The sequence below is a fragment of the Herbaspirillum sp. WTB6 genome (assembly GCF_057457785.1).
In genome coordinates this window covers 3,578,264-3,600,976 of record NZ_CP176522.1, presented here as the reverse complement: position 1 = coordinate 3,600,976, position 22,713 = coordinate 3,578,264, and the positions used below count along the sequence as shown (strand labels likewise).

Annotated in this window: 21 protein-coding genes; 5 read left to right on the top strand and 16 right to left on the bottom strand. The window is 61.2% G+C overall.

Features of this window, described 5'->3' with window-relative positions; genetic code table 11:
- Positions 1–70: 70 nt before the first annotated feature.
- The 8 genes from ACK2VC_RS16845 to ACK2VC_RS16810 form a co-directional block, all read right to left on the bottom strand.
- The gene (locus ACK2VC_RS16845) at positions 71–964 is read right to left on the bottom strand and encodes a prepilin-type N-terminal cleavage/methylation domain-containing protein (protein ID WP_486731527.1); all 894 of its coding nucleotides are present in this window, start codon (positions 962–964) and stop codon (positions 71–73) included.
- Positions 961–1,524, bottom strand: coding sequence for a type IV pilus modification PilV family protein (locus tag ACK2VC_RS16840; protein WP_486731526.1), 564 nt, complete (start codon positions 1,522–1,524; stop codon positions 961–963). Before ACK2VC_RS16840 ends, ACK2VC_RS16845 begins: the two co-directional genes overlap by 4 nt.
- Positions 1,511–2,017, bottom strand: coding sequence for a pilus assembly FimT family protein (locus ACK2VC_RS16835; RefSeq protein ID WP_486731525.1), 507 nt, complete (start codon positions 2,015–2,017; stop codon positions 1,511–1,513). The genes ACK2VC_RS16840 and ACK2VC_RS16835 overlap by 14 nt, the downstream gene beginning before the upstream one ends.
- 165 nt (positions 2,018–2,182) lie before the next feature.
- Positions 2,183–2,566, bottom strand: coding sequence for a pilin (locus tag ACK2VC_RS16830; protein WP_486731524.1), 384 nt, complete (start codon positions 2,564–2,566; stop codon positions 2,183–2,185).
- A gap of 47 nt (positions 2,567–2,613) precedes the next feature.
- Positions 2,614–3,090, bottom strand: coding sequence for a type IV pilin protein (locus ACK2VC_RS16825; protein ID WP_486731523.1), 477 nt, complete (start codon positions 3,088–3,090; stop codon positions 2,614–2,616).
- A gap of 119 nt (positions 3,091–3,209) precedes the next feature.
- Complete coding sequence (locus ACK2VC_RS16820) at positions 3,210–3,725, bottom strand: type II secretion system protein (RefSeq protein WP_486731522.1); 516 nt, start codon at positions 3,723–3,725, stop codon at positions 3,210–3,212.
- A 43-nt stretch (positions 3,726–3,768) separates the two neighbouring features.
- Positions 3,769–4,998 (bottom strand): type II secretion system F family protein, encoded by a 1,230-nt coding sequence (locus ACK2VC_RS16815; RefSeq protein WP_486731521.1) that lies wholly within the window; start codon positions 4,996–4,998, stop codon positions 3,769–3,771.
- A 452-nt stretch (positions 4,999–5,450) separates the two neighbouring features.
- A complete protein-coding gene (locus tag ACK2VC_RS16810) occupies positions 5,451–7,154 on the bottom strand; it encodes a GspE/PulE family protein (RefSeq protein ID WP_486731520.1) in 1,704 nt (567 codons plus the stop codon).
- 309 nt (positions 7,155–7,463) lie between these two features.
- Between ACK2VC_RS16810 and ACK2VC_RS16805 the strand changes: the two genes are divergently transcribed.
- The 5 genes from ACK2VC_RS16805 to ACK2VC_RS16785 all read left to right on the top strand — a co-directional run bounded on the left by ACK2VC_RS16805 (position 7,464) and on the right by ACK2VC_RS16785 (position 12,253).
- Complete coding sequence (locus ACK2VC_RS16805) at positions 7,464–8,243, top strand: oxepin-CoA hydrolase, alternative type (protein WP_486731519.1); 780 nt, start codon at positions 7,464–7,466, stop codon at positions 8,241–8,243.
- The gene (locus tag ACK2VC_RS16800; protein WP_486731518.1) at positions 8,240–8,944 is read left to right on the top strand and encodes a histidine phosphatase family protein; all 705 of its coding nucleotides are present in this window, start codon (positions 8,240–8,242) and stop codon (positions 8,942–8,944) included. The genes ACK2VC_RS16805 and ACK2VC_RS16800 overlap by 4 nt, the downstream gene beginning before the upstream one ends.
- A gap of 132 nt (positions 8,945–9,076) precedes the next feature.
- A complete protein-coding gene (locus tag ACK2VC_RS16795; RefSeq protein WP_486731517.1) occupies positions 9,077–10,141 on the top strand; it encodes a phosphotransferase family protein in 1,065 nt (354 codons plus the stop codon).
- Positions 10,142–10,175: 34 nt separating this feature from the next.
- Positions 10,176–11,438 carry an acyl-CoA dehydrogenase family protein gene (locus tag ACK2VC_RS16790; protein ID WP_486731516.1) on the top strand — a complete coding sequence of 421 codons (1,263 nt, stop codon included), beginning with the start codon at positions 10,176–10,178 and terminating at the stop codon, positions 11,436–11,438.
- Between the two features lie 122 nt (positions 11,439–11,560).
- Positions 11,561–12,253, top strand: a complete 693-nt coding sequence (locus ACK2VC_RS16785) for a glutathione binding-like protein (RefSeq protein ID WP_486731515.1) — start codon at positions 11,561–11,563, stop codon at positions 12,251–12,253.
- A gap of 226 nt (positions 12,254–12,479) precedes the next feature.
- Here ACK2VC_RS16785 and ACK2VC_RS16780 read toward each other — a convergent pair whose 3' ends face one another.
- The 8 genes from ACK2VC_RS16780 to ACK2VC_RS16745 all read right to left on the bottom strand — a co-directional run bounded on the left by ACK2VC_RS16780 (position 12,480) and on the right by ACK2VC_RS16745 (position 22,702).
- Positions 12,480–12,935: a MaoC family dehydratase gene (locus tag ACK2VC_RS16780; RefSeq protein ID WP_486731514.1), complete on the bottom strand. Its 456-nt coding sequence runs from the start codon at positions 12,933–12,935 to the stop codon at positions 12,480–12,482.
- A 30-nt stretch (positions 12,936–12,965) separates the two neighbouring features.
- The gene (locus tag ACK2VC_RS16775; protein WP_486731513.1) at positions 12,966–13,421 is read right to left on the bottom strand and encodes a MaoC family dehydratase; all 456 of its coding nucleotides are present in this window, start codon (positions 13,419–13,421) and stop codon (positions 12,966–12,968) included.
- 29 nt (positions 13,422–13,450) lie between these two features.
- Positions 13,451–14,590: an acyl-CoA dehydrogenase family protein gene (locus tag ACK2VC_RS16770; protein WP_486731512.1), complete on the bottom strand. Its 1,140-nt coding sequence runs from the start codon at positions 14,588–14,590 to the stop codon at positions 13,451–13,453.
- Positions 14,591–14,600: 10 nt separating this feature from the next.
- Positions 14,601–15,809 (bottom strand): acyl-CoA dehydrogenase family protein, encoded by a 1,209-nt coding sequence (locus tag ACK2VC_RS16765; protein WP_486731511.1) that lies wholly within the window; start codon positions 15,807–15,809, stop codon positions 14,601–14,603.
- 188 nt (positions 15,810–15,997) lie between these two features.
- Positions 15,998–18,865, bottom strand: coding sequence for an EAL domain-containing protein (locus ACK2VC_RS16760; RefSeq protein WP_486731510.1), 2,868 nt, complete (start codon positions 18,863–18,865; stop codon positions 15,998–16,000).
- 47 nt (positions 18,866–18,912) lie between these two features.
- Positions 18,913–20,631 (bottom strand): methyl-accepting chemotaxis protein, encoded by a 1,719-nt coding sequence (locus ACK2VC_RS16755; protein WP_486731509.1) that lies wholly within the window; start codon positions 20,629–20,631, stop codon positions 18,913–18,915.
- Between the two features lie 194 nt (positions 20,632–20,825).
- The gene (locus ACK2VC_RS16750; RefSeq protein WP_486731508.1) at positions 20,826–21,503 is read right to left on the bottom strand and encodes a response regulator transcription factor; all 678 of its coding nucleotides are present in this window, start codon (positions 21,501–21,503) and stop codon (positions 20,826–20,828) included.
- Positions 21,500–22,702 carry a PocR ligand-binding domain-containing protein gene (locus ACK2VC_RS16745; protein WP_486731507.1) on the bottom strand — a complete coding sequence of 401 codons (1,203 nt, stop codon included), beginning with the start codon at positions 22,700–22,702 and terminating at the stop codon, positions 21,500–21,502. Before ACK2VC_RS16745 ends, ACK2VC_RS16750 begins: the two co-directional genes overlap by 4 nt.
- Between the last annotated feature and the right edge of the window lie 11 nt (positions 22,703–22,713).

The following is a 22,713-nucleotide window of genomic DNA, read 5'->3' as shown; positions in this document are numbered from 1 at the left end:
AACGCGAAACCGGACGCTGGGCGTGAGCCGGTCCGGGCATTTCCGAGGTGCCGGGTTCGTCGCCAAAAGATCATGGTGTATTGTCCACATGAACTTGATGAAACAATGTGATCGTGCCGCTGTCTGGCCGCTGCAAGGCAAGCGTGATGCCAACCAACGCGCTCCTCACATTGGCAAGCGTCTCGTAATTGAACGTGCAGCCGCTCACACCATCGACCAGCAGCGCATTGGCGGCACCGGAAAGCGGTACCGCGCCGGGATTCGCCGGCTGTGCCGCCTGGATCGGATAACCCCAATAGCGCATCAGTATACCGGCGCCTGGATTGCATACGTAGGTCACCGGCGTAGTCACCACCTGAAAGCGATGAGCCGGCGAACGCATGGATACAGGCGTCTGCGCTGCAAACGGATTGGTCGCCAGCGTAATCGTGCGCGAACCTGTGTTGATTGCGCTAATCAACGCACGATTACATGAGCCGGTGCAGTTATAGGCATCGGCAGGGGCCTGCCCCAGGTTGTAAATCACAATGTGCTGTCCAGCCAAAATCTGTTGCGAACCAGCAGCGGCTAATGGTCCGACCACTCTAAAGGTCCGATCGGCAGTATTTGAAAAGTCGAGAATATCGCCCCCCTCGACTGCGTCTTCTTCGGCCAGATAACGCCCCCCGGTGCTGGTCAATAGGAATTCGAGAAACGTACTGGAACCATCGGTCGTGATACGGATGCTGTTCGGCAGCGCCAGACGTAAGTCACGCGCCATGCGCCGCACGACGGTATCCGCCTCGTCCGCCAATTCAGCCCGACTGACGCTATCCACATAACCCTGCACCGGCGAGCGGATAAACACCGCCACCACCGCGCTGATAATGGCGGTGATGACGATCACGATGACCATCTCCACCAGCGTGAATCCGCGCCGGTTGCCGGAGTATGCCGATGAAATCGAGAGAGCCGACCGGTTCATGGCAGCAAGCCCGGCGCATAACGGATGCGATAGCCATCCAGCCGGATGGTCTCGCTACCGTGCGTCACCCTGATCGTAATCCGCAGCGAATCGCTGGCAGGAATGCCGCCCAACGCTTCTTGCGCAACTTCGATCGTCGCTGCATACCCGGCCATGCCGGGAACGCCAATCGCGTTTACGTCCGCAATCGCAATCGGTTGTGGCACGCCGTACGCCGCGACGTAATCGTTGACGTTATCAAACGGACGCGTGTTGCCAGCTTCCGGCCCCACTCCCTCCGGAGCGGCCAGACACTCCGCGGCACTGGCGGCGGTTTCCGCATCCGGATCGGCCGGATCGCAAAACGTAAAGCGGGCCAGCGACACTTCTTCCAGCAGCGCTTCGGCCACCGACAATGCCTGTTTGCGCAACTGCGGATCGGCACTGCTTTTTGTCGTGATATTCAATACCTGCAACACCCCGATCACCGCAATGCTGACAATGACGATGAACAGCACCAGCTCCACCAGCGTGAAGCCAGATCGCGCATGACTGCTCGGCAAACGGTTACTGATGGACATAACCGGTTTCCCGCTCGACGATGATCTTGTGAACCAGGCCGCCACCGGTCAGCGTGACGGTCAAACCGGCGAAGCTGGAGCCGGGGTCGGCATCGCCAAGGTTGAATGGCCGTCCCAACGCGTTGAAATAAAAACCCGCCATCGCCGGCGCGATTGCGACATTGATATTGGCAGGCAATGCTGCACACATCCATGTGCCGTCATTGGCGCAAGCAGCGGAGGCGGCCCGGTTCGCGGGCGAACGCACGCGGCTGTTGCAGGCGGCGTCGAAGCACAGCGCGCCCCGATTGTTGGCGAAACTGACGAAGACATTTCGGTTCTGCGCGATCGCGACTTTTTGTGCGTAACGCAACATCGACTGCATCTGATCGCCAAACGCACGGGTGTCGAATGTGTTGCGGTCAAACATGCGCGGCAGTGCAACCACCGCCAATACGCCCAGGATGATCATCACGACAATCAGCTCGACCAGGGTAAAGCCGGAATTTTTCATCGCGGTTTCGCTTGCTCTCTGGTTGAGGCGCCATGCCCGGCAGCGGGCAAGAAAAAAGCGGGAGGACGTTTGCGCGCCCGTCCCGCCGAGTCCATTACTTGGCGCGGTATGGATTCAGTGCATCACCGCCGTTTGGCGGATCGGTGGCACTGTTACAGCATGTCCTTAGACGCCGATGATCGTCACGCTAGCGGTGGCGCCGCCCTTGGTCTGGGTCAGCACACAAGTATTCTCGCCAGCAAGAAGCGCGGCCGGCGTGGCGCCGAGCGTATATCCGTCCGGAATGCCGCCTTGCAGGATCGCATCCGCGGCGGCAGTGCAGCTCAGGCCGGTCGTGGTTTCGCCTTTAGCACTGTTAGCACTCTTCGCAGCGTAATTGACGGCACTAGCCGAATTGATGGCGCCCGCGACGCCCTGCAAGGCAGCGGCACTCGCATCCGAACTAAGATCGACGAACTTTGGAATCGCCACCGCCGCCAAGATTCCGAGAATCACGATCACTACCACCAGTTCAATCAAGGTAAAACCCGCCTGTACTTTACGCATCATTCACTCCCTAGATGTTGAATAAAAATGTTCCTACTAGAACTTGGTAATTAACAACCTGTAGTGGTTAATGTAATGACCGGCGCCACCGGGCCCAGCGCTGCCTGGGTATAGGAAATACGGCAGTTGGCAGCGGTAGTCGCGCCATTGATGCTGATCAGGCGCGGGTTGGTACCGGTGATGGTTAATCCGTCGGCAGCAGCATTCAGTTGGGCGGCGGCGATGATACCGGCATCCGCTGCGGTCGGATACTGGTTGGCCATCGCAATCGCGGCGCCATCCATGTTGGTGTTGCCGGTGGTTGCGTTGCAGGTTGGTGCCGCATTCGTCGCCATATCGACCATGCAATTGGCGCGCGCCAGCGCGGCGGCGGCCTTGATCGAGCCAAAAATGGCTTGCGCCTTGGCAACCCGGGCTTGAGTTTGCATGTTGATGTAGCGCGGCAAGGCGGTCGCCGCCAGGATGCCGATGATCGAGAGGACGATGACCAGCTCGATCAAGGTAAAGCCGCTGCTCTTGTGTTTCATGTTTGCCCCATAGGAAAAAACTGGGTCGATTGTAGCAATGAAGAAAAAAAAAACGTTGTCAGACTGTAACTATGCAGCTTCTTTACAACATGTTTTTTCGGGAAATTTTATAAATCTTGTTAAATCGGTTCATTCCAGCGGTAGGGCGTGGCCAGCACCAGGGCCACGCCTTCCACCGGTGTCGGCGGCGAAGCCGTCAGGCCGGCGGCCGGCGTGCGCGCCATCACCTGTAGTCGCACTTGGTTGGCGCCAGCCTCAGGCTGGAAAAATCGCCGGTGCTGCGGGAAATACACCAGTTGCCGGCGCACCGCGTCGAAATACCAGTGGCCCGGCCGTGCATTGCCGGCGTCCGGCTGCGCCAGCAGGCCGGCGTAATTGGCGGGCGGCGCCGCCAGCCAGGTGATCGGGTTTTCCCGCAGCAGCTCGCCCATGCGCGCCATTTCGCCGCCGATCATCAGTTCCGCGACGCGTACCCGCAGACCGCTGCGCAGGTTGGCGATGGTGGCTTCCATCACCGTCTTTTCGGCGTATTCCTGGTAGCGCGTCAGGCGCTCCAGCAGTAGCGCGGCGACGATGCCGATCACGATCACCGCGAGCAGCAGTTCGAGCCGCGAGGCGCCGCGCACACGCTTCATGGCAGGCTACGCCGTTGCGAAGGCGACATTCCGCACGGCGCGCTCATTTCGGCAGCGCCACCTTACCCAGGTCCCAGATCGGCAGGAACACACCGAGCGCCAGGATCAATACCAGGATGCCGAGTCCAAGGATCAGGATCGGTTCGATTTGTGAGGACAGCGTCTTCAGTTCGTAATCGACTTCGCGCTCGTACATTTCAGCGACCTCGTCCATCAGCGTGTCAATCTCGCCGGTTTCTTCGCCGACCGCGATCATCTGCAGCACTACCGGCGTGAAGACGCCGGTGGTGGTGGCGACGCGTAGGATGCTCTCGCCGCGCTCGACACCATCGCGCATCTGCTCGACGCGGGCCGAGATGTAGGCGTTGTCGACCGTTTGCGCCACCACGTTCATGCCCTGCACGATCGGCACGCCGCTCTTGCTGGCCAGCGCGAAACTGCGGGCGAAGCGCGCCAGCGTACCCTTTTGCATGATCTTGCCGACGATCGGCAGGCGCAGCTTGAATCTGTCCCAGCGATAGCGGCCGCGGACGGTGCCAACGTACAGCTTGAACCCGACTGCGGCGCCAGCCAGCACGGCCAGCAGCAGCGGCCAGTACTGCACCGAGAAATTCGAGGTGCCGAGCAAGATACGCGTCATCAGCGGCAGTTCGGCATTAAAGCCGGCATACACCTTGGCGAAGGCCGGGATCACGAACAGGTTGATCACCGCCATCGCGGCCGTCATCGCCACCACCACGAAGATCGGGTAGCGTAGCGCGGCTTTGACGCGCTGCTTCATTTCGCGCTCGAATTCGAGGTGATCGAACAGGCGCAGGAAAATTTCATCGAGCCGGCCGGTGGTTTCGCCGACCCGCACCATGCTGGTGTAGAAACCGGAGAACACTTCCGGATGGCGATGCATGGCGGCCGACAGTTCGCGCCCGGCATCGAGCGAATCGCGCAAGTCTTTCAGGATGCGGGCGAAGCCCCTGTTGGTGGCCGACTCCTGCAAGCCGGCCAGGCCACGCATGATCGGCACCCCGGCTTTCAGCAACGTGTGCAGTTGGCGACTGAAGAGCTGCAGGTCGATCGGGCGTACTTTTTCCTCGGTCAGCCGTTGCCACCAGTTTTGCTCGCCGTTGCTGATGGTTTTCGTGGTCGGCAGGATTTCGACCGGCGTGGCGCCGGTGTTGAACAACTGGTCGGCGATGGCGCCGCTGTCGGCACCTTCGAGTACCCCTTGCAGCAGTTCACCCCGGGCGTTGCGGGCTTTGTAGGAAAAGAAAGGCATGGAGGGTTCCGAAAATCAAGGGTAGGCTGGCACGGTGGCGGCGCTGAGCTGGCAATATACTCCAATCGTTATCAGCCGAATCCGCTCATATATTGGATGTGTTTTACATATACTCCATAAATTTTTTGCTGCATCTTATCCACTGTCGTAGTTATTGGGGTCAGATTTTTTTTTCGCAGCGTTTCATCACGAAAATGTCTCTGATCCCAATAATGGACTGGAGAACAATCCTCCAAACCGCGCCGGTTTTGATGTCCTTGCCCCAAGTCCGTGAAACCAGGGGCAGAGTAATTTTCGCGGAAAGGCATCGCGAAAATTACTCTGCCCCTGGTTTCACTGCGCATCGCTTGCGATACGGACGTACTTCAACAGCAAACAGCGACCTGCAATAGAGCATCCGCCTGCAGCCGGAATCTGCTCCCGCTCAGGGATGCCAAAAACCGCACGGGCATTCAATCCTCAAACTGGTTACTAATCCGCATCGCTTCGCCGACCGTGGTCTTGCCGGCCACCACCAGCGCCACCGCATGCCGGCGCAGGGTTTCGCCGGCCATCTGCGCCTGGGCCACCTTCAGGAAATGTGCCGGGTCGTGGTGGTTGGCGGCGTCGGCCACCGCTTCGGTCATTTCCAGCATTTCATAGACGCCGGTGCGGCCGCGATAGCCGGTGCCGTTGCAGTGCGAGCAGCCGCGTCCGTGATGGTATCGATACGCGCCGACCTGGTCGCCCAGTTCGGCTTTCAGCCATGCCGCTTCGCCGGCGGTCAAGGCCACCGGTTCGCTGCAGCTTTCGCAAATGACGCGCACCAGCCGCTGCGCCAGCACCGCTTGCAGCGAGGTCGCCATCATGTAGCGCGGCACGCCCATGTCCAGCAGCCGGATCGGCGTGCTGACGGCGTCGTTAGTGTGCAGCGTCGATAGCACCAGGTGGCCGGTGAGTGCCGCGCGCATGCCGATCTGCGCAGTTTCCTGGTCGCGCATCTCGCCCACCAGCACCACATCCGGATCTTGCCGCAGAGCCGAGCGCAGCACGCGCGCGAAGCTCAATTCGATCTTGTCGTTGACCTGCACCTGGTTGACGCCGGGCAGCCGGTATTCGACCGGGTCTTCGACCGTGATCAGCTTCTTTTCCAGCGTGTTCAATTCCGACAGCGCGCCGTACAAGGTGGTGGTCTTGCCGCTGCCGGTGGGTCCGGTGACCAGCACCAAGCCGTTCGGGCGCTGGACGATGGCGCGGAATTTTTTCACCATTGCCGGCGCCATGCCGATCGAATCGAGCCGCAGTGTGCCGCCGCTCTGGTTCAGCAGCCGCATCACCACCGATTCGCCGTACTGGGTCGGCATGGTGGAAATCCGCACGTCGATCTGCTGCTGCTTGACGCGCACGCCGAAGCGGCCGTCCTGCGGCAACCGCTTCTCGGAGATGTCGAGTTCGGACATCAGTTTCAGACGCAGCGCCAGCGCCGGCGCGATCCGGATGTCGGCCTCGGTCTGCAGGTGCAGTACGCCGTCGATGCGGAAGCGGATCTGCAGCCGTTTTTCCTGCGGCTCGATGTGGATGTCGGAGGCGCGCACCTGGGTCGCATCGTCGAACACCGATTGCAGCAGCTTGACCACCGGTGCTTCTTCCAGCCCCGGCGTGCCGCCCAGCGCGCCGAAATCGACCACGGTGTCGCCCAGGTCCTGCTCCAGCTCGCGTGCGAAGTCGGTAATTTCGTCAGTGCGGCGATAGACGCGGTCGATGGTTTGCAGTAGCTCGCTTTCATTCACCACCGCCAGCGCGATGTTGCGCTTCACCAGACGCGAGATTTCGTCGTAGGCGAACAGGTCGGTCGGATCCACCATGCCGATCAGCAAGGCGCCGCCGCGCTCTTCCAGCACCAGCGCGCGAAAGCGGCGCGCCTGGGTTTCCGGCAGCAGCCGCACCCGCTCCGGATCGATGTTGAAAAACTTCAGGTTGATGTACGGAATGTTCAACTGGCTGGCCAGCGCGCCGGAAATCTGCTCCTCGCTGACCAGGCCGTTTTCGACAAACACCCGCCCCAGCTTGCGCCCGCTGCGCTTTTGCTCGGCCAGCGCGAATTGCAACTGCTCTTCGGAAAGCAGCTTTTGCTGGACCAGAATTTCTCCCAGGCGGACCTTTTCCGGCCTTGCCATAAGCGCTCCTTGCTGTGGACGAATATGAAAAAAACAACGGCGTATTCTATGCCACAAAAACCTTGCCGTCGGCAATTTGTTGTGCGGGCGCGGCATCGCTCGCACACCAGATATCAAGCATGCGCCTGTACCGGCGCCCGCGGTTTGGGCAATAATGACGGGCGTTTTCAATACCTTGGGCGATCCGACCGATTCCAGAACCGATGCCTGGCCACCTCACACGACGCACGACACCAGTGGAATGCATGTACTGCCGCCTGGCAGAACCACAGATAAATTTTCGGCCATCCACCTTTACCACAATCTTCCATGACTGCTGAACTCCGCGCGTCGCGCCGCGACGCCACGCTGATCCTGACGCTGTCCAATCCGGAAGCGAAAAATGCGCTGCATCCGGACATGTACGCAGCCGCGATCGAAACCCTGTCCACCGCCGAGCGCGACGATTCGATCCGGGCCGTGGTGCTGACCGGCGCCGATAATTTCTTTTGCGCCGGCGGCAATCTCAACCGACTGCTGGAAAACCGCGCGCTCGAGCAAGCGGTGCAAGCCGACGCGATCGACCGCCTGCATGGCTGGATCGACGCCTTGCGCGCCTGCCCGAAGCCGGTGCTCGCCGCGGTCGAGTGCGCCGCCGCCGGCGCCGGCTTTTCGCTGGCGCTGGCGTGCGACCTGATCGTCGCCGGCGCCTCGGCCAAATTCGTCATGGCCTACGTCCAGGTCGGCTTGACGCCGGATGGCGGCGGCTCCTGGTTCCTGACCCGCGCGCTGCCACGCCAACTGGCCAGCGAAATCCTGCTCGAAGGCAAGCCGGTGTTGGCGCCGCGGCTGCAGGCGCTGGGACTGGTGAATCGCGTGGTGCCGGACGGCACCGCGCTGGAAGCGGCGCTGGCCTGGGCCGACCAATTGGCGACACTGTCGCCGCAGGCGATGGAGCGCATCAAGGGCCTGGTAGCCGAAGCGGCGGACAATTCCCTGGCGCAGCACCTGGAAGCGGAAAAACGCAGCTTCGTCGCCAGCCTGCATCACCGCGACGGCCATGAAGGCATCAGCGCATTCCTCGAAAAAAGAAAGCCGAACTACAAATGACCCAGCACAGCAGACGACGCATTTACCTGATGCGCCACGGCAACGTGACCTATTTCGACGCCGCTGGCAAACCCTTCGCGCCGGATACGGTGCCGCTCAATGAACAAGGCCGCGCACAGGCGACCGCGGCCGGCCAGGTATTCGCGCAGCAGGCGGTGCGCTTCGATCGCGTGATCGTCTCCGGCCTGCCGCGCACGGTGCAGACGGCGCAGCATGTGCTGGCGCAAACCGGCCAGCAGATCGGGCTCGAAACTTGGCCGCAACTGGAGGAGCTGAAAGGCGGCAAGCTGTCGCAGATCCGCGATGACGAATTGAAAAATGCCTTCATCAGCGCCTTCCAGGGCCTGGTGACGGAAGACAGGCAATTCCTCGGCGGCGAAACGATCGGCCAGTTGCTGGACCGGGTGCACCCGTGCATCGACCGCCTGCATGCCGAACCGGACTGGGACACGATCCTGCTGGTGCTGCACGGCGGCGTCAACCGCGCGATCCTGTCCTATGCGCTCACCGGCCAGCGGCTGTTCATGGGCGGGCTGGCGCAAACCGCCGGCTGCATCAACGTACTCGACGTCGGCGCCAATCGCGCCGACTGGGTGGTGCGGATCATGAATTATTCGCCGCTGTCGCAGTTGCAGGACAAGTCGCGCGACACCACGATGGAGTCGCTGTGGAAGCAGTACAAGAAGGCGCGCGGCCTGTAAGCTGGAACAAACGGCCAGGAAACCCCGGAAACGGGGTTAAATTTCCGCGTCGAATAGTACGAACGTTCTATTCTATCGGGTAGAATGGCTCCGACCCACCCGCACGCTTTCGTGCATCACGCAGGAGACACGATGTTTGAAGAATTCATGGGCACCATGCCAGTGTCGGAGCGGCAAAAATTCGATGTCGGCGCCTTGCACGACTACATGCGCCAGCATGTAGGCCCGATCCAGGGCGATCTGACCGTCGAACAGTTCAAGGGCGGACAGTCGAACCCGACCTTCAAGGTTTCCGCCGACGGCCAACACTTCGTGCTGCGCACCAAGCCCGGCCCGGCGGCCAAGCTGCTGCCTTCCGCGCATGCGATCGAGCGCGAATTCCGCGTCATGGATGCGCTTTCCAAGGCTGGCTTCCCGGCCGCCAAGCAGTATGCGCTGTGCACCGACGAAGCGGTCCTCGGACGCGCCTTCTACCTGATGGAATTCGTCGACGGCCGCGTGCTGTGGGATCAGTCGCTGCCCGACATGAGCCAGGCCGAGCGCGCCGCCATCTACGACGAAATGAACCGCGTGATCGCGCAGTTGCACACCATCGATTACGCGGCGATCGGGCTCGGCGATTTCGGCAAGCCCGGCAATTATTTCGCGCGCCAGATCGAGCGCTGGATCAAGCAATACCGCGCGTCCGAAACCGAGAAGATCGAGTCGATGGACCGGTTGATTGCCTGGTTGCCCGACAACATCCCGCCCGGCGACGACACCTCGATCGTGCATGGCGACTATCGGCTCGACAACATGATCTTCCATCCGAGCGAGCCGCGCATCCTGGCCCTGCTGGATTGGGAACTGTCGACGCTGGGCCATCCGCTGGCCGATTTCTCCTATCACTGCATGAGCTGGCACATCCCGCCCGGGCAGTTCCGCGGCATCGGCGGGCTCGACTTGCCGGCACTCGGGATTCCGTCCGAAGCGGAATACATCGCACGCTATTGCGAGCGCACCGGCAAGACCATCCGCCAGGAAGACTTCGGCTTTTACCTGGCCTACAACATGTTCCGTCTGGCCGGCATCCTGCAAGGAATCATGAAGCGCTATGTAGATGGCACGGCCGCCAGCGCACAAGCCTTGAACGCCGGCAAGCAGGCACGGCCGCTGGCTGACATGGGCTGGGCCTACGCTTGCGGCAAAACGGACTGATTCACCCTTCACCCCCTTACCACCAGGAGACGGCATGGAATTCGAATACTCGGACCGCTGCAAGGATTTGCAGGAAAAGCTGCTGAAGTTCATGGATCAGCACATCTATCCGAACGAAACGGCGTTCACCAAGGAAGTGCACCGCAACGGCAAGGAACACGGCAATCGCTGGATTCCGACCAAATTGATCGAGGAGTTGAAACCGAAGGCGCGCGAACAGGGCTTGTGGAATTTGTTCCTGCCGAAGTCAAGCCGCGCGCCGGAGGGACTGTCCAATCTCGACTACGCGCCGCTGTGCGAAATCATGGGGCGCGTATCGTGGGCGCCGGAAGTGTTCAACTGCTCGGCGCCGGACACCGGCAACATGGAAACCATCGAGCGCTACGGCACCGAAGAACAGAAACGCGAATGGCTGGAGCCGCTGTTGCGCGGCGAGATCCGCTCGGCGTTCGCGATGACCGAGCCGGCGGTCGCCTCCAGTGACGCGACCAACATCGAAACCCGCATCGAGCGCGATGGCGACGAGTACGTGATCAACGGCCACAAGTGGTGGATTTCCGGCGCCGGCGATCCGCGTTGCGCGGTCTACATCCTGATGGGCAAGACCGATCCGGAGGCACCGCGCCACGTGCAGCAATCGATGATCCTGGTGCCGGCCAACGCGCCCGGCATCACCATCGTGCGGCAATTGCCGGTATTCGGCTACGACGACGCGCCGCACGGCCATAGCGAAATCCTGTTCGAGAACGTGCGGGTGCCGGTTTCCAACATCCTGCTGGGCGAAGGGCGCGGCTTCGAGATCGCCCAGGGCCGGCTCGGGCCGGGCCGGATTCACCACTGCATGCGCGCGGTCGGCGTGGCCGAACGGGCGCTGGAACTGATGTGCCAGCGCCTCAACCAGCGCACCGCGTTCGGCCGCAAGCTGTCGGAACAGGGGGTGTGGCGCGAGCGCATCGCCGAGTCGCGCATCCAGATCGATTGCGCGCGCCTGTTGACGCTGAAAGCCGCCTACATGATGGATACGGTCGGCAACAAGCACGCCAAATCGGAAATCGCGATGATCAAGGTGCTGGCGCCGAACGTCACCCAGCAGGTGCTGGACTGGGCGATCCAGGCGCACGGCGGCGGCGGCGTCTCCGACGTCTTCCCGCTGGCCGCGCAATGGGCCGGCAACCGCACGCTGCGCCTGGCCGACGGCCCGGACGAAGTGCACCGCAACGCCATCGCCAAGCTGGAGCTGGCGCGGCACTTGCCGGTACCGGGACAGGAAGTGGAATTGCCGATCACGCGTTCGTAAGGACCGACAAGCACGGCAGCGTGCAGCGCGGCAGCCTGAATTTCCGCATAATGCGGATCAGCGCTGCGCTGCCGGCCCGTTCCGGATCGGGGCACACGATGATTTTTCCATGAGGGCTTGCCATGATCGATGTCTATTCCGCCGCCACTCCGAACGGCCACAAGATCCACATCATGCTGGAAGAATGCGGATTGCCATACCGCGTGCACCACATCGATATCGGCGCCGGCGACCAGTTCCGGCCGGACTTCCTGGCGATTTCGCCGAACAACAAGATTCCCGCCATCGTCGATGCCGACGGCCCGGACGGCAAGCCAATCTCGCTGTTCGAATCGGGCGCGATCCTGATCTACCTGGCCAGCAAGGCCGGCAAATTCCTGGGCAACACCGACCGCGAAAAATTCACCACGCTGCAATGGCTGATGTTTCAGATGGGCGGCATCGGCCCGATGCTGGGACAGGCACACCATTTCCGCATCTACGCGCCGGAAAAGATCGACTATGCGGTGAATCGCTATACCAACGAAGCGCGGCGGCTGTATGGCGTGCTGGACAAGCAGCTCTCGCAGCATGCGTATCTGGCCGGCGATGCCTACACGATCGCCGACATCGCCACCTTCCCCTGGACCCGCTCGTGGAAAAACCAGGGCATCGAGCTGGAGCAGTTCCCGGCGGTGAAGCGCTGGTTCGACGAGATCGGCGCACGGCCGGCGGTGCAGCGCGGCGTCCAGGTGCTGGCCGATTTGCGCCGCCCGCTGACCGATGACAAGGCGCGCGAGATTTTGTTCGGCAGCGTCCAGTACGGTAAGCACTGAAGCCGGGCCGGGAGTAACCCGGAGGGCCTCGGCCGCTCAACATACTCCCTATATAGTGTGCAGATTCCGCAGATAAAATTTATGTCTTCGCAACATACTGTCAGCTTCAAGGCCTGTCGCAGTTATCTGTTGAATTTTTTCCGGTGTCGTTCCCGCGCAGGCGGGAATCTGGTGGCGTGAAGGATCAACGGCCCTGGGCCCCTGCCTGCGCGGGGGTGACTGATCGCTACGAATAGCGCCGCGAAATCGACTCCGCCACGCACACCGGCTTGTCGCTCCCCTCGCGCTCCATCGTCACTTCCCACACCATCTGCGCGCCGCCGGCGATGTCTTCCACCGCCAGCAGCTTGATGCGGCCGCGCACGCGGCTGGGAATCGTCACCGGTGCCGGAAAGCGCACCTTGTTCAGGCCGTAGTTGACGGCCATCTTCACATCGGACATCGAAATCGAGTCCGTCATCATCCTCGGCAATAGCGACAGCGTCAGAAAGCCGTGCGCGATGGTCGAACCGAACGGCGACTGCCGCCGACTGCGCTCGACATCGACATGTATCCATTGATGGTCGCCGGTGGCGTCAGCGAACAGGTTGACGCGCTCCTGGGTAATTTCGACCCAGTCCGACACCGCAACTTCCTGTCCGACCAGCTCTTTCAGTTCTGCCAGTGTTCCAATTTCACGCACAGTGTTCTCCCCCTTTTGTAATTGATCGGCTTAGGTCGGGCGCCGGCCGAACATGCCCAGGCCCTTGATCGACAATACCAGTTCACCGTGCTGATTGGTGGCGCGCCACTCGGACAGCACCACGCCACGATCCGGCTTGCTGGATGAGGGCGTCGATTCCAGCGTCACCAGATTCAGCGTCAGCGTATCGCCGGCACGCACCGGTTTCAGCCAGCGCAACTGATCGACGCCGGGCGAGCCCATGCTCGACGAGTTGCTCAGAAAACCGTCCACCATCAGCCGCATCATCATGCTGCAGGTATGCCAGCCGCTGGCGATGATGCCGCCATAGATCGATTGCGCCGCCGCTTCCGGGTCGACATGGAACGGCTGCGGATCGAATTGGGTGGCGAAGGCGATGATCTCTTCCTCGGTCACCGTGCGCGAACCGATCTCGACCGAGTCGCCGACCTTGAAATCCTCAAAATACCATTTCGGTTGTGGCATCGAACATCCTTTCCGAATAATTCAGGCTATCAGGCCGCATCCTTGAAGCCGGGTTGCGCCGCAAAGCGCGCCAGGTGATGGTCGGTATCGCCCAGCGTCAGCTCGATCATGGTCAGGCGCTTGAAGTAATGCGCCGCCGGCAGCTCGTCGGTGACGCCCATGCCGCCATGCAGTTGCACCGCCTGCTGGCCGATGAATTTCGCCGCCTGACCAATTTTCGCCTTGGCCGCCGATACCGTGCGGCGCCGCTCCTCGACATCGCCGGAGGCCACCTTGACCGCAGCCAGGGTCGCCAGCGAGCGTGCCTGCTCCAGTTGCATGAACATCTCGGCCATGCGGTGCTGCAGCGCCTGGAATTTTCCGATCGGCACGCCGAATTGCTGGCGCGTCTTCAGGTAGTCCAGCGTCGCCGCATTCAGCGCTTCCATCAGGCCGATCGCTTCCGCGCACAGCAAGCCGATGCCGTAGTCGGCAACCGCATCCAGCAGTTCCCAGCCGGCGCCGGCCGCGCCCAGCAGCGCCGATGCCGGCACCTGCACGTCCTTGAACGCGATGTCGGCGGCGCGCTGGCCGTCGATGGTGCGGTAGTCGCGCCGCGTCACGCCGGCGGCATCGGCCGGCACCAGAAACAGCGAAATGCCGCCGGTGTCGCGCTGGCCGCCGCCGCTGCGCGCGGAAACGACCAAGGCATCGGCCTGGCCGCCGTGGATCACCACGGTTTTGGTGCCGTTCAACAGATAGCCTTCGGCATTGGCTTCTACCTTGGCAGCGATGTCGAACAGGTCATGGCGCGATTGTTTTTCGCCCAAGGCCGAGGCCAGCTTCAATTCACCTGCGGCGACCCGTTCCAGCATGCCGCCATGGCCGCCGGCGCGCTTCAGAAATTCGGCGCCGAGCACGGTCGCCCAATACGGCTCGACCACCAGTCCGCGCCCCAGTTCCTGCATCACCACCAGCATGTCAACCGCGGAGCCGTTGAAGCCGCCCTGCGCTTCCGGGATCGGCAGTGCAGTCATGCCCAGCTCGGCCAGCGCGCTCCAGGCCTGATCCGAGACTCCGGCGGCCGAGTGGATGATCCGCTTGCGCTGTTCAAAGCCGTAGTCCTTGGCGGCCCAGCGTTGCAGGGCGTCGGCGAATTGTTGTTGCTCCTGCGTGAAATTGAAATCCATTGCTCTCTCCTCACAGACCCAGGATCATCTGGGTGATGATGTTCTTTTGAATTTCGTTGGAACCGCCGTAGATCGAGGTCTTGCGGTAATTGAAGTAGTAGGCCGCCAGCGGCGCCGCGTCGTCGTCCTGCGTGACGCTGTGCTCATGCGCGCCTTCCAGGAAATCCTGATCGAACGGCAGGCCGTAAGGGCCGACCGCTTCCAGCATCAGCTCGGTCAGCATCTGCTGCACCTCGGTACCCTTCACCTTCAACAGGGAGGCTTCCGGCCCCGGGCCGCGCTTGCTGCCTTCCTGCGATACCACGCGCAGCACGGTCACTTCCAGCGCCATCAGTTCGATTTCGAGACTGGCCACCTTGGCCGCGAACACCGGATCGTCCAGCAACGGCTTGCCGTTTTTTTGCTGGCTGTTGGCGACCCGTTTCAGGAATTGCAGCTCGCGTTTCGAGCGCCCCACTGCCGCAATGCCGGTGCGTTCATGGCCAAGCAGGTATTTAGCGTAGGTCCAGCCCTTGTTTTCCTCGCCGATGCGGTTGGCCACCGGCACCTTGACGTTGTCGAGAAAAACCTCGTTCACCTCATGCTCTTCATCCAGCATGATGATCGGCCGCACCGTGATGCCGGGCGTATGCATATCGATCAGCAGGAACGAGATACCTTCCTGCTTGCGCGCGCCGGGATCGGTGCGCACCAGGCAAAACATCATGTCGGCGTGCTGGCCGAGCGTGGTCCAGGTTTTCTGGCCATTCACCAGGTAATAGTCGCCGTCGGCGCTTTTCACCAGCTCGGCGCGGGTTTTCAGCGAGGCCAGGTCGGAACCGGAACCGGGTTCCGAATAGCCTTGGCACCACCAGTCCTCGCAGGACAGGATGCGCGGCAGGTAATACTGCTTTTGCGCTTCGTTGCCGAATGCCATGATCACCGGCGCCACCATCGCGACACCGAACGGCAGCACCGGCGGCGTACCGGCATGCGCGCATTCTTCTTCCCAAATATGACGCTGTACCGCCGACCAGCCGGTGCCGCCATATTCGACCGGCCACGCCGGCGCCACCCAGCCCTGCCTGGCCAGCGTCTGGTGCCAGCGTACGTAATCCTGTTTCGCCAGGCGCTTGTGGTTTTGCACCTTGTGCTGCAGGTCCGCCGGCAGGTTTTGCTGTAGCCAGCCGCGCACCTGGTCGCGAAACGCGAGATCGTCCGCGGTGTAGTTCAAATCCATGCTGTCTCCCCCTGTTGAGTCATTAAATAGCACGACCGTTCAAAAAGATTATACAGGGGATTTCATGCGCATCGGACTGTTGCGCACGCTTCTGATCACTTGCGGAATCGATGCGCGTCGTCGGCTCGCGGATTTTCAGTGCGGTGCTCTCCCACCGACAGGCGGGCAGCACTGCCCGCAGGCGGCGCTCAGAGCGAGGGCGGAAAATCCTCGGCCGCGACCGGCCTGGAAAACAAATAGCCCTGTGCGTAATCGCAGCCGGCAGCGGCCAGCAAATCGCGCTGTTGCGTATTCTCCACCCCTTCCGCAATGACTTCGATGCCGAGTTTGTGCGCCATCACGATCATGGCTTCGCATAAGGCCAGGTCGGGTGAATCCGGCACCAGGCTGCGCACGAAGGACTGGTCGATCTTCAGATAATCGATATGGAATTTCTTGAGGTAGGACAGCGACGAATAGCCGGTACCAAAATCGTCGATTGACACCGCAATGCCGGCGTCGCGAAATGCCAGCAAGGTATCGGTGACGGCGGCGCCGGCGTCCATCAGCAAGCCTTCCGTAATTTCGATGCAAATGCTGTTGCCCGACAATCCAATCTCCTCCAGCCAAACCAGCCATTCGGCCGGTTTGATGCCTTCGCGTCGAAACTGCACGGCAGACGTATTGACGCTGACCTGGAACTGCGCTCCGCGCGACGCTCTCCACAACATCGCCTGCCGTGCCGCCTGGCGAAATACCCAGTCTCCCAGCGCGTTGATCAGCCCGGTTTCTTCGGCGACCGGGATGAATTCGGCCGGACTGATCATGCCGCGCTCCGGGTGGCGCCAGCGGATCAGGGCTTCCGCCTTCTCGATGGCGCCAGTCGCCAATTTCACGATCGGCTGGTAATACAGGCAGAACTGGTTTCCGGCCAGCGCCAAGCGCAAATCGCGCGCCAGCCGGCGCCGGCTCTGCGCGGTTTCCTGCATCGACCGGACGAAATAGCTGAACCGGTTGCGGCCGCAATCCTTGGCGGCATACATCGCCTGGTCGGCGTTCTTGATCAACTCCTCGGGTTCGCTTGCATCCTCCGGATACAGGGTGATGCCGATGCTGGCTGAGATGTATAGCGCTTCTTCCGCCAGCAGGAACGGCTCCGCCAGTGCCTGCAATATCTTGCGCGCGATACGCTCGACGACGCCAACATCGGTCAGTTCGCCCAGGATCAGGGTAAATTCATCGCCGCCCAGGCGCGCCACCGTATCCGACCCGCGCACGCAATTCCGCAGGCGCTGGGCCGCCTGTTGCAGCAACTGGTCGCCGAGCTCGTGACCCAGCGTATCGTTGATTTCCTTGAAGTTATCGAGATCCAGGAACATCAAGGCCAGCGGCAAGGCGGCGCGTTGCGATTTCTGGATTTCCTGTTGCAGCCGATCGTGAAACATCAACCGATTCGGCAGCCCGGTCAGGGAATCGAAATTCGCCTGTTCCCAGATCAGCGATTCGGTTTTCTTCTTGTCGGTCACGTCGGAAAACAGGCCAATCCGCCGGTACACCGTACCGTCCTCATTGAAAACCGTATTGATCGCCAGATGCTCGGCATATAGCTCGCCATTCTTGCGCCGGTTCCAGAGCTCGCCCTGCCATCTGCCAGTAGTATTGATGGCTCGCCACATCGCCTGGTAAAAAATCTGGTCCTGCCGACCGGAACTGATGAGCTTGATGTTCTGGCCGATCACTTCCTGCGGCTGGTAGCCGGTGATTTCGGTAAACGCCGGGTTGACGGTGACGACGGTACCGACCGCGTCGGTAACCATGATGGCCTCGCTGGTGTGCCGGTACGCCAAGGCAGCCAATTGACCTTCCCGTTCGATTTCCTTGCGCCGGCTAATGTCCAGCATGACGCCAATCGTAACGTCACGACCGTCAATCTGCATTTTCGAACCGAACACTTCGACGTCGAACAGAGAGCCATCCTTTTTGCGTGCCTGCCGCTCGTAATGCACTTCCTGCAATTCGCCGGCCAGCCGGCGACGAATGCCTTCCTTTACCGCCTGCCGCTCGTTCTCGGCAACGATGTCAAACACCCCAACCGACGCTGTCATCTCGCTGCGCTCATAACCGAACATGGCGGCCATCTTGGCATTGGCAAAGTGAAATTTGTGATCCTTGACGATGTAGACGCCAACCCCGGAATTTTCGGCGAGCTGGCGGAACATGGTTTCCGCCCGCATCAGGCTTTGCCGCTCCTGTTCGACGCGGCCCAGCAGATTGCCGATGTGCTGCGCGGAATGGTTGAAGGCAGTCGCCAACTGGCCTATTTCATCAAATGACTGAAAGCTGGTGCGCACATGGTAGTTGCCAGCCGCCAGCTCGGCGCAGTAGCCGGACAATTCCTGCAGCGGATAGACGATCTTGCGGCGGATGGCAAGGAAGGCCGCCGCCAGTACCAGCACATCCAGCAGCAGCAAGGCGTAGATTTTCATCATGCCGCGCTGCTGCATTTGCTGCGTGTCGGTGACGATGAAGCCGATCAAGCTCTCGCTGTCGGCCAGGATGGTCGCCGCGGCTTCCGCCATCGATCCGAATTTGAGGGTAGCCGCCGGTGCGCTGCCGCCAGTCCTTGCACGCATGGTCAGCGCCGCTTCCACGTAACTGCGATAGCTGGCCCAGTCGCGCTGCACCGCCTCCAACCGCCCATGATGTTGCACACCCAGCTTCGGGATGTCGTAGCCGAACACGCTGCCGCCCTGCAACAAGACAGTCAGCGCCGCTTCGAAATCCTGGAGACCGCGCGTTACCGAATCGTGTTCGGCACTGTTCGCCGACGACAGGCTGACGGTTTCAAATGCGATCCGCTGGCTCAGCATGCGCAGCTTGCCGGCCACGTTCAGGGTCGCGGCCACGTCGTTCAGGTCGTTCAGCATCTGCTTGACGACGACGATGTTGGCCGCCGCCACCAGCAGCACCACGAAAAACACCCAGCCCATCTTCTGGCCGATGCTGGGGCGCAAAAAGGGGTGGCTGCGGCCGGAATATGGTAATTGTTTAACGAATTCTTCAGTCATATCCTGCATGGCGCCCGCTGCTGCACCGACGATTCATCGCATCGCCGGCATTGATTTCAAAATTTCTCCCAGTCGCTATCCGCCGCAGTGGAATTGCCAAGCTTTTTGATGCGCGGCGCATTTGCGGCCGGCGCCTTGAGCGCCGGCGCCGCTCTCGCATGACGCTGCACGCCGACGCTCCCGATCGCCGGCCGCTGCGTGACATCGAGCGCCGAGGCCGCCGTCATGCCGTCGGTTCCAGCCAGTTTGAAGACACTGACCACATGCGCCAGATTGGTCGCCTGGTCTTGTAGCGCCGCCGCCGCTGCCGCCGCTTCCTCCACCAGCGACGCATTCTGCTGGGTCACGGTATCCATTTCGGTGATCGCCAGATTGATCTGCTCAATGCCGGAAGTCTGTTCCCGACTCGCCATGGTGATTTCGCCCATGATGTCGGTCACCTGCTTGACGCTCGCCACGACCTCGCTCATCGTGACGCCGGCCTGCTCCACCAGCGCGTTGCCGACTCCGACCTTCTCCACCGAATCACTGATCAGGGTCTTGATTTCGCGCGCAGCTGACGCGCTACGCTGCGCCAGGTTGCGCACTTCGCCGGCCACCACCGCGAAACCGCGCCCCTGCTCGCCGGCGCGCGCCGCCTCGACCGCCGCATTCAACGCCAGGATATTGGTCTGAAACGCGATGCCGTCGATGACGCCGATGATATCAACAATCTTTCGGGATGATTCATTGATCGAGCCCATCGTGTCGACCACTTGCGCCACCACCGCGCCGCCCTTTTGCGCGGTTTCGGCGGCCGACAATACCAGCTGATTCGCCTGGCGCGCATTGTCGGAATTTTGTTTGACGGTCGAGGTCAGTTCTTCCATCGATGACGCTGTTTCTTCCAGCGAACTGGCCTGCTCCTCGGTACGCGCCGACAGATCGAGGTTGCCGGCGGTAATCTGGCCCGAGGCGGTGGCAATCGTATCGGTGCCGGTGCGCACCTGGTGGACGATGGCGGCCAGGCTGTCGCGCATGGCCTTGATCGCAAACAGCAAGCTGTCGTGATCGCCGTGTTTGACATCGATCGCGCCGGACAGATCGCCGGCTGCAATTTGTTGGGTGATCCCCACGGCGTAGTCCGGCTCACCACCCAACTGCCGCAGCAGGCGGCGCAAAATCAGGAAGCCAGCCAACATGCCGATCGCCAGCGCGAGGCCGCCGAGCGTCAACATCAGGATGCCGGCGAATTGGATGTTTTGCTTGATTTCGACGCCACCGCTGGCGACCAGTCTGCCCTGAAACACCAGCAGGGCACTGATCGGCTCCTGCAAAGCATCCAGCGCCGGCAAGGTTTCGGTTTTCATCAGGCTGGTGGCGGCATCACGGCTCCCCTCTTCCAGCAGGGTTTTTACCCGAGAAAAAGAAGCCACATATCTGCCGCGTGCGTCCTTGATATTGGCCAGCAAGGCCTTGCCCTCCGGAGCGTACACCAGCCTTTCCAGTGTCTGGGTAGCTTCATCGCCAGTGTTCTTGTTGGCGTCGATCTTCTGGTAGATTTTGTTCGCCTCGGACCTGTCGGCGACCAAGAACAACTCCAGCGTGTTGCGGGCATTGGCACGCGTGATGCGATCGATTGTGTTGACCGCCTCGGCCTTGACCCAATCCTTGTCGATGATTCGTGCACTGAGCGCACCGACTTCGTTGAAGCGCACCAAACCGACCGCGATCAGCACAGCCATCAGAACCAGCACCAGTCCAAAACCGAGACTCAGACGCGTTGCGACCTTCATGCTTGCCTTGCCCATTACGATTCCCCCGGAGTAAATAACCGGCCCATGTTTCCCAGCACTGGTCACACTGCGAACATGGACTTGACTTGACTTGACTTGACTTGAATCAAGTATCGGGCATTCCCCATTCGCACAGTAGTCGGCTTTTTCTGCAAATAAAGTCAGAACATCCGGCGAAAAAAAGCAGGAAATCCTTACTTGGCGGAAGAACGATAGCTGGAATGTCGGATGGGGGCGGGAGGCGCCGCGCCCGCCAATTGTTGGTTATGCGCGAATAACACCAGATCGGCATTATTGTCGATGTGCAGCTTTTTCATTAGCCGCATCTTGTGCGTGCTGACAGTTTTCGGGCTCAGATGGAGTTGCCGCGCTATCGATCCGATCGGCTGGCCGGCGGCAATCATTTGCAGCACCAGCAACTCGCGCCTGGTCAGCGCCTCCTGCGGCGGTCCATGCACCCGGGCGTCGAAGATGGCAACCTCCACCAGCGCCGGATCGATGAAGCGGCCGCCGGCGGCGACCTTGCGAATGGCCTCCGTCAGCATGCGTAGATCGCTGGATTTGCTGATATAGCCGCTGGCGCCGGCCGCCAGTCCGTGGCGTACGATTTGCCCCTCGTTATGCATCGACAGAATCAGGATCGGCACCGCCGGATGTTCCTCGCGCAGGCGGCCGATCACCTCGAGTCCGGTCGGGCCCGGCATGTTGACATCCAGCAGCAGGATATCGAACTGGCCGTGTCGCGCCAGTTCCAGCGCTTCCACACCGCTTGCCGCTTCGGCTACCACCGCCATGTCGTCGGCGGTGCCAATGATCTGTCTCAGGCCGCTGCGAATCAATGCATGGTCGTCGGCAATCAGAATCCGGATCATCCCTGTGCCCCGCTCTCCGAGAATGGCAACTCGATGGTAATGCAGGTGCCGCTGCCGGGACTGCTATCGATGCGAAGCACGTTACCCAACCCCTGCGCACGCTCGCGCATGCTTTGCAAGCCAAAACCGGCGCGATCGCGCATCGCCGCCACGTCGAAGCCGCAGCCGTTGTCCTTTACCGCCAATCGCAACACCGAAGGGCTGCGCTGCAGGGAAATCAGCACCTCGCTGGCGCCGGCGTGACGCCGCACGTTGGTCAGCGCTTCCTGCGCGATACGAAACAACTCGGTCGCGATCGCGTCATCCAGCCTGACGTCGCCGTCCGGCGCCTCAACTCGGCAGCGGACGCCCCCACAGCGGTTGAAATCCTCAGCCAACCATGCGATGGCGGCCAACAAGCCGAAATCAAGCGCCGCTGGCCGCAGGCTGGTCGCCAGACGGCGCACCGACTCAATGGTTTTTTCCACCAACGCCGCCAGCTCCCGGGTTTTTTCGCGTAGCTCGGGACGATCGTCGCCGAAACGTAAATCAAGCAGGGCAACCTGCATCGCCTGCGCAGTCAGCAACTGTCCGAGTTCATCATGCATTTCGCGCGCCACGCGCCGCTTGTCCTGTTCGATCCTGATGGCACACTGCAGCCGCGTCGCGCCATTGCGCCCCAGCATCTGCGCCAGCCCAACCAGAAATTCCATGATCGCGGCCATGCGCTCGCGCGGGATAACCGTGACCTCCTTAATGGACGCCAGATAGGCGGCTTCGTCAAAACCGAATTGGCGCGCCTGCCGACGAAAGCGCTCCAGATCGGGAGCGGCGTGCAGCATCTGGCCGGTGAAGATGGTGGCGACATGTTCGCCATCGATTTTGACCGGGGTCGCATAATCGAACAAGCCGTTCAGGCATTCATAGCCGACATAGCTCTGATCCGCCAAGTGGCTGAAAATATGGCGATCGCTGGTTTCGCAGTTCTCGCAGGCCTTGGGGTGGGCGCGGTGGAATTTGACGCAACACTTTTCCCAACCGGCAGCCGACAGAATGTTTCCCTGAAGATCCAGCAAGGCGTGATTGATGCCGGTGGCCCGATGCAAGGCTTCCATTACCTGTTGCAACTCAGGCAAGTCAATCAACTCTGAAATATTATGCTTCATCGGTTTGAAACATCTGCGGCGAGGCAGGAATTGAAGCGCCGTGATCCGGTACACAGCCAGTCTCA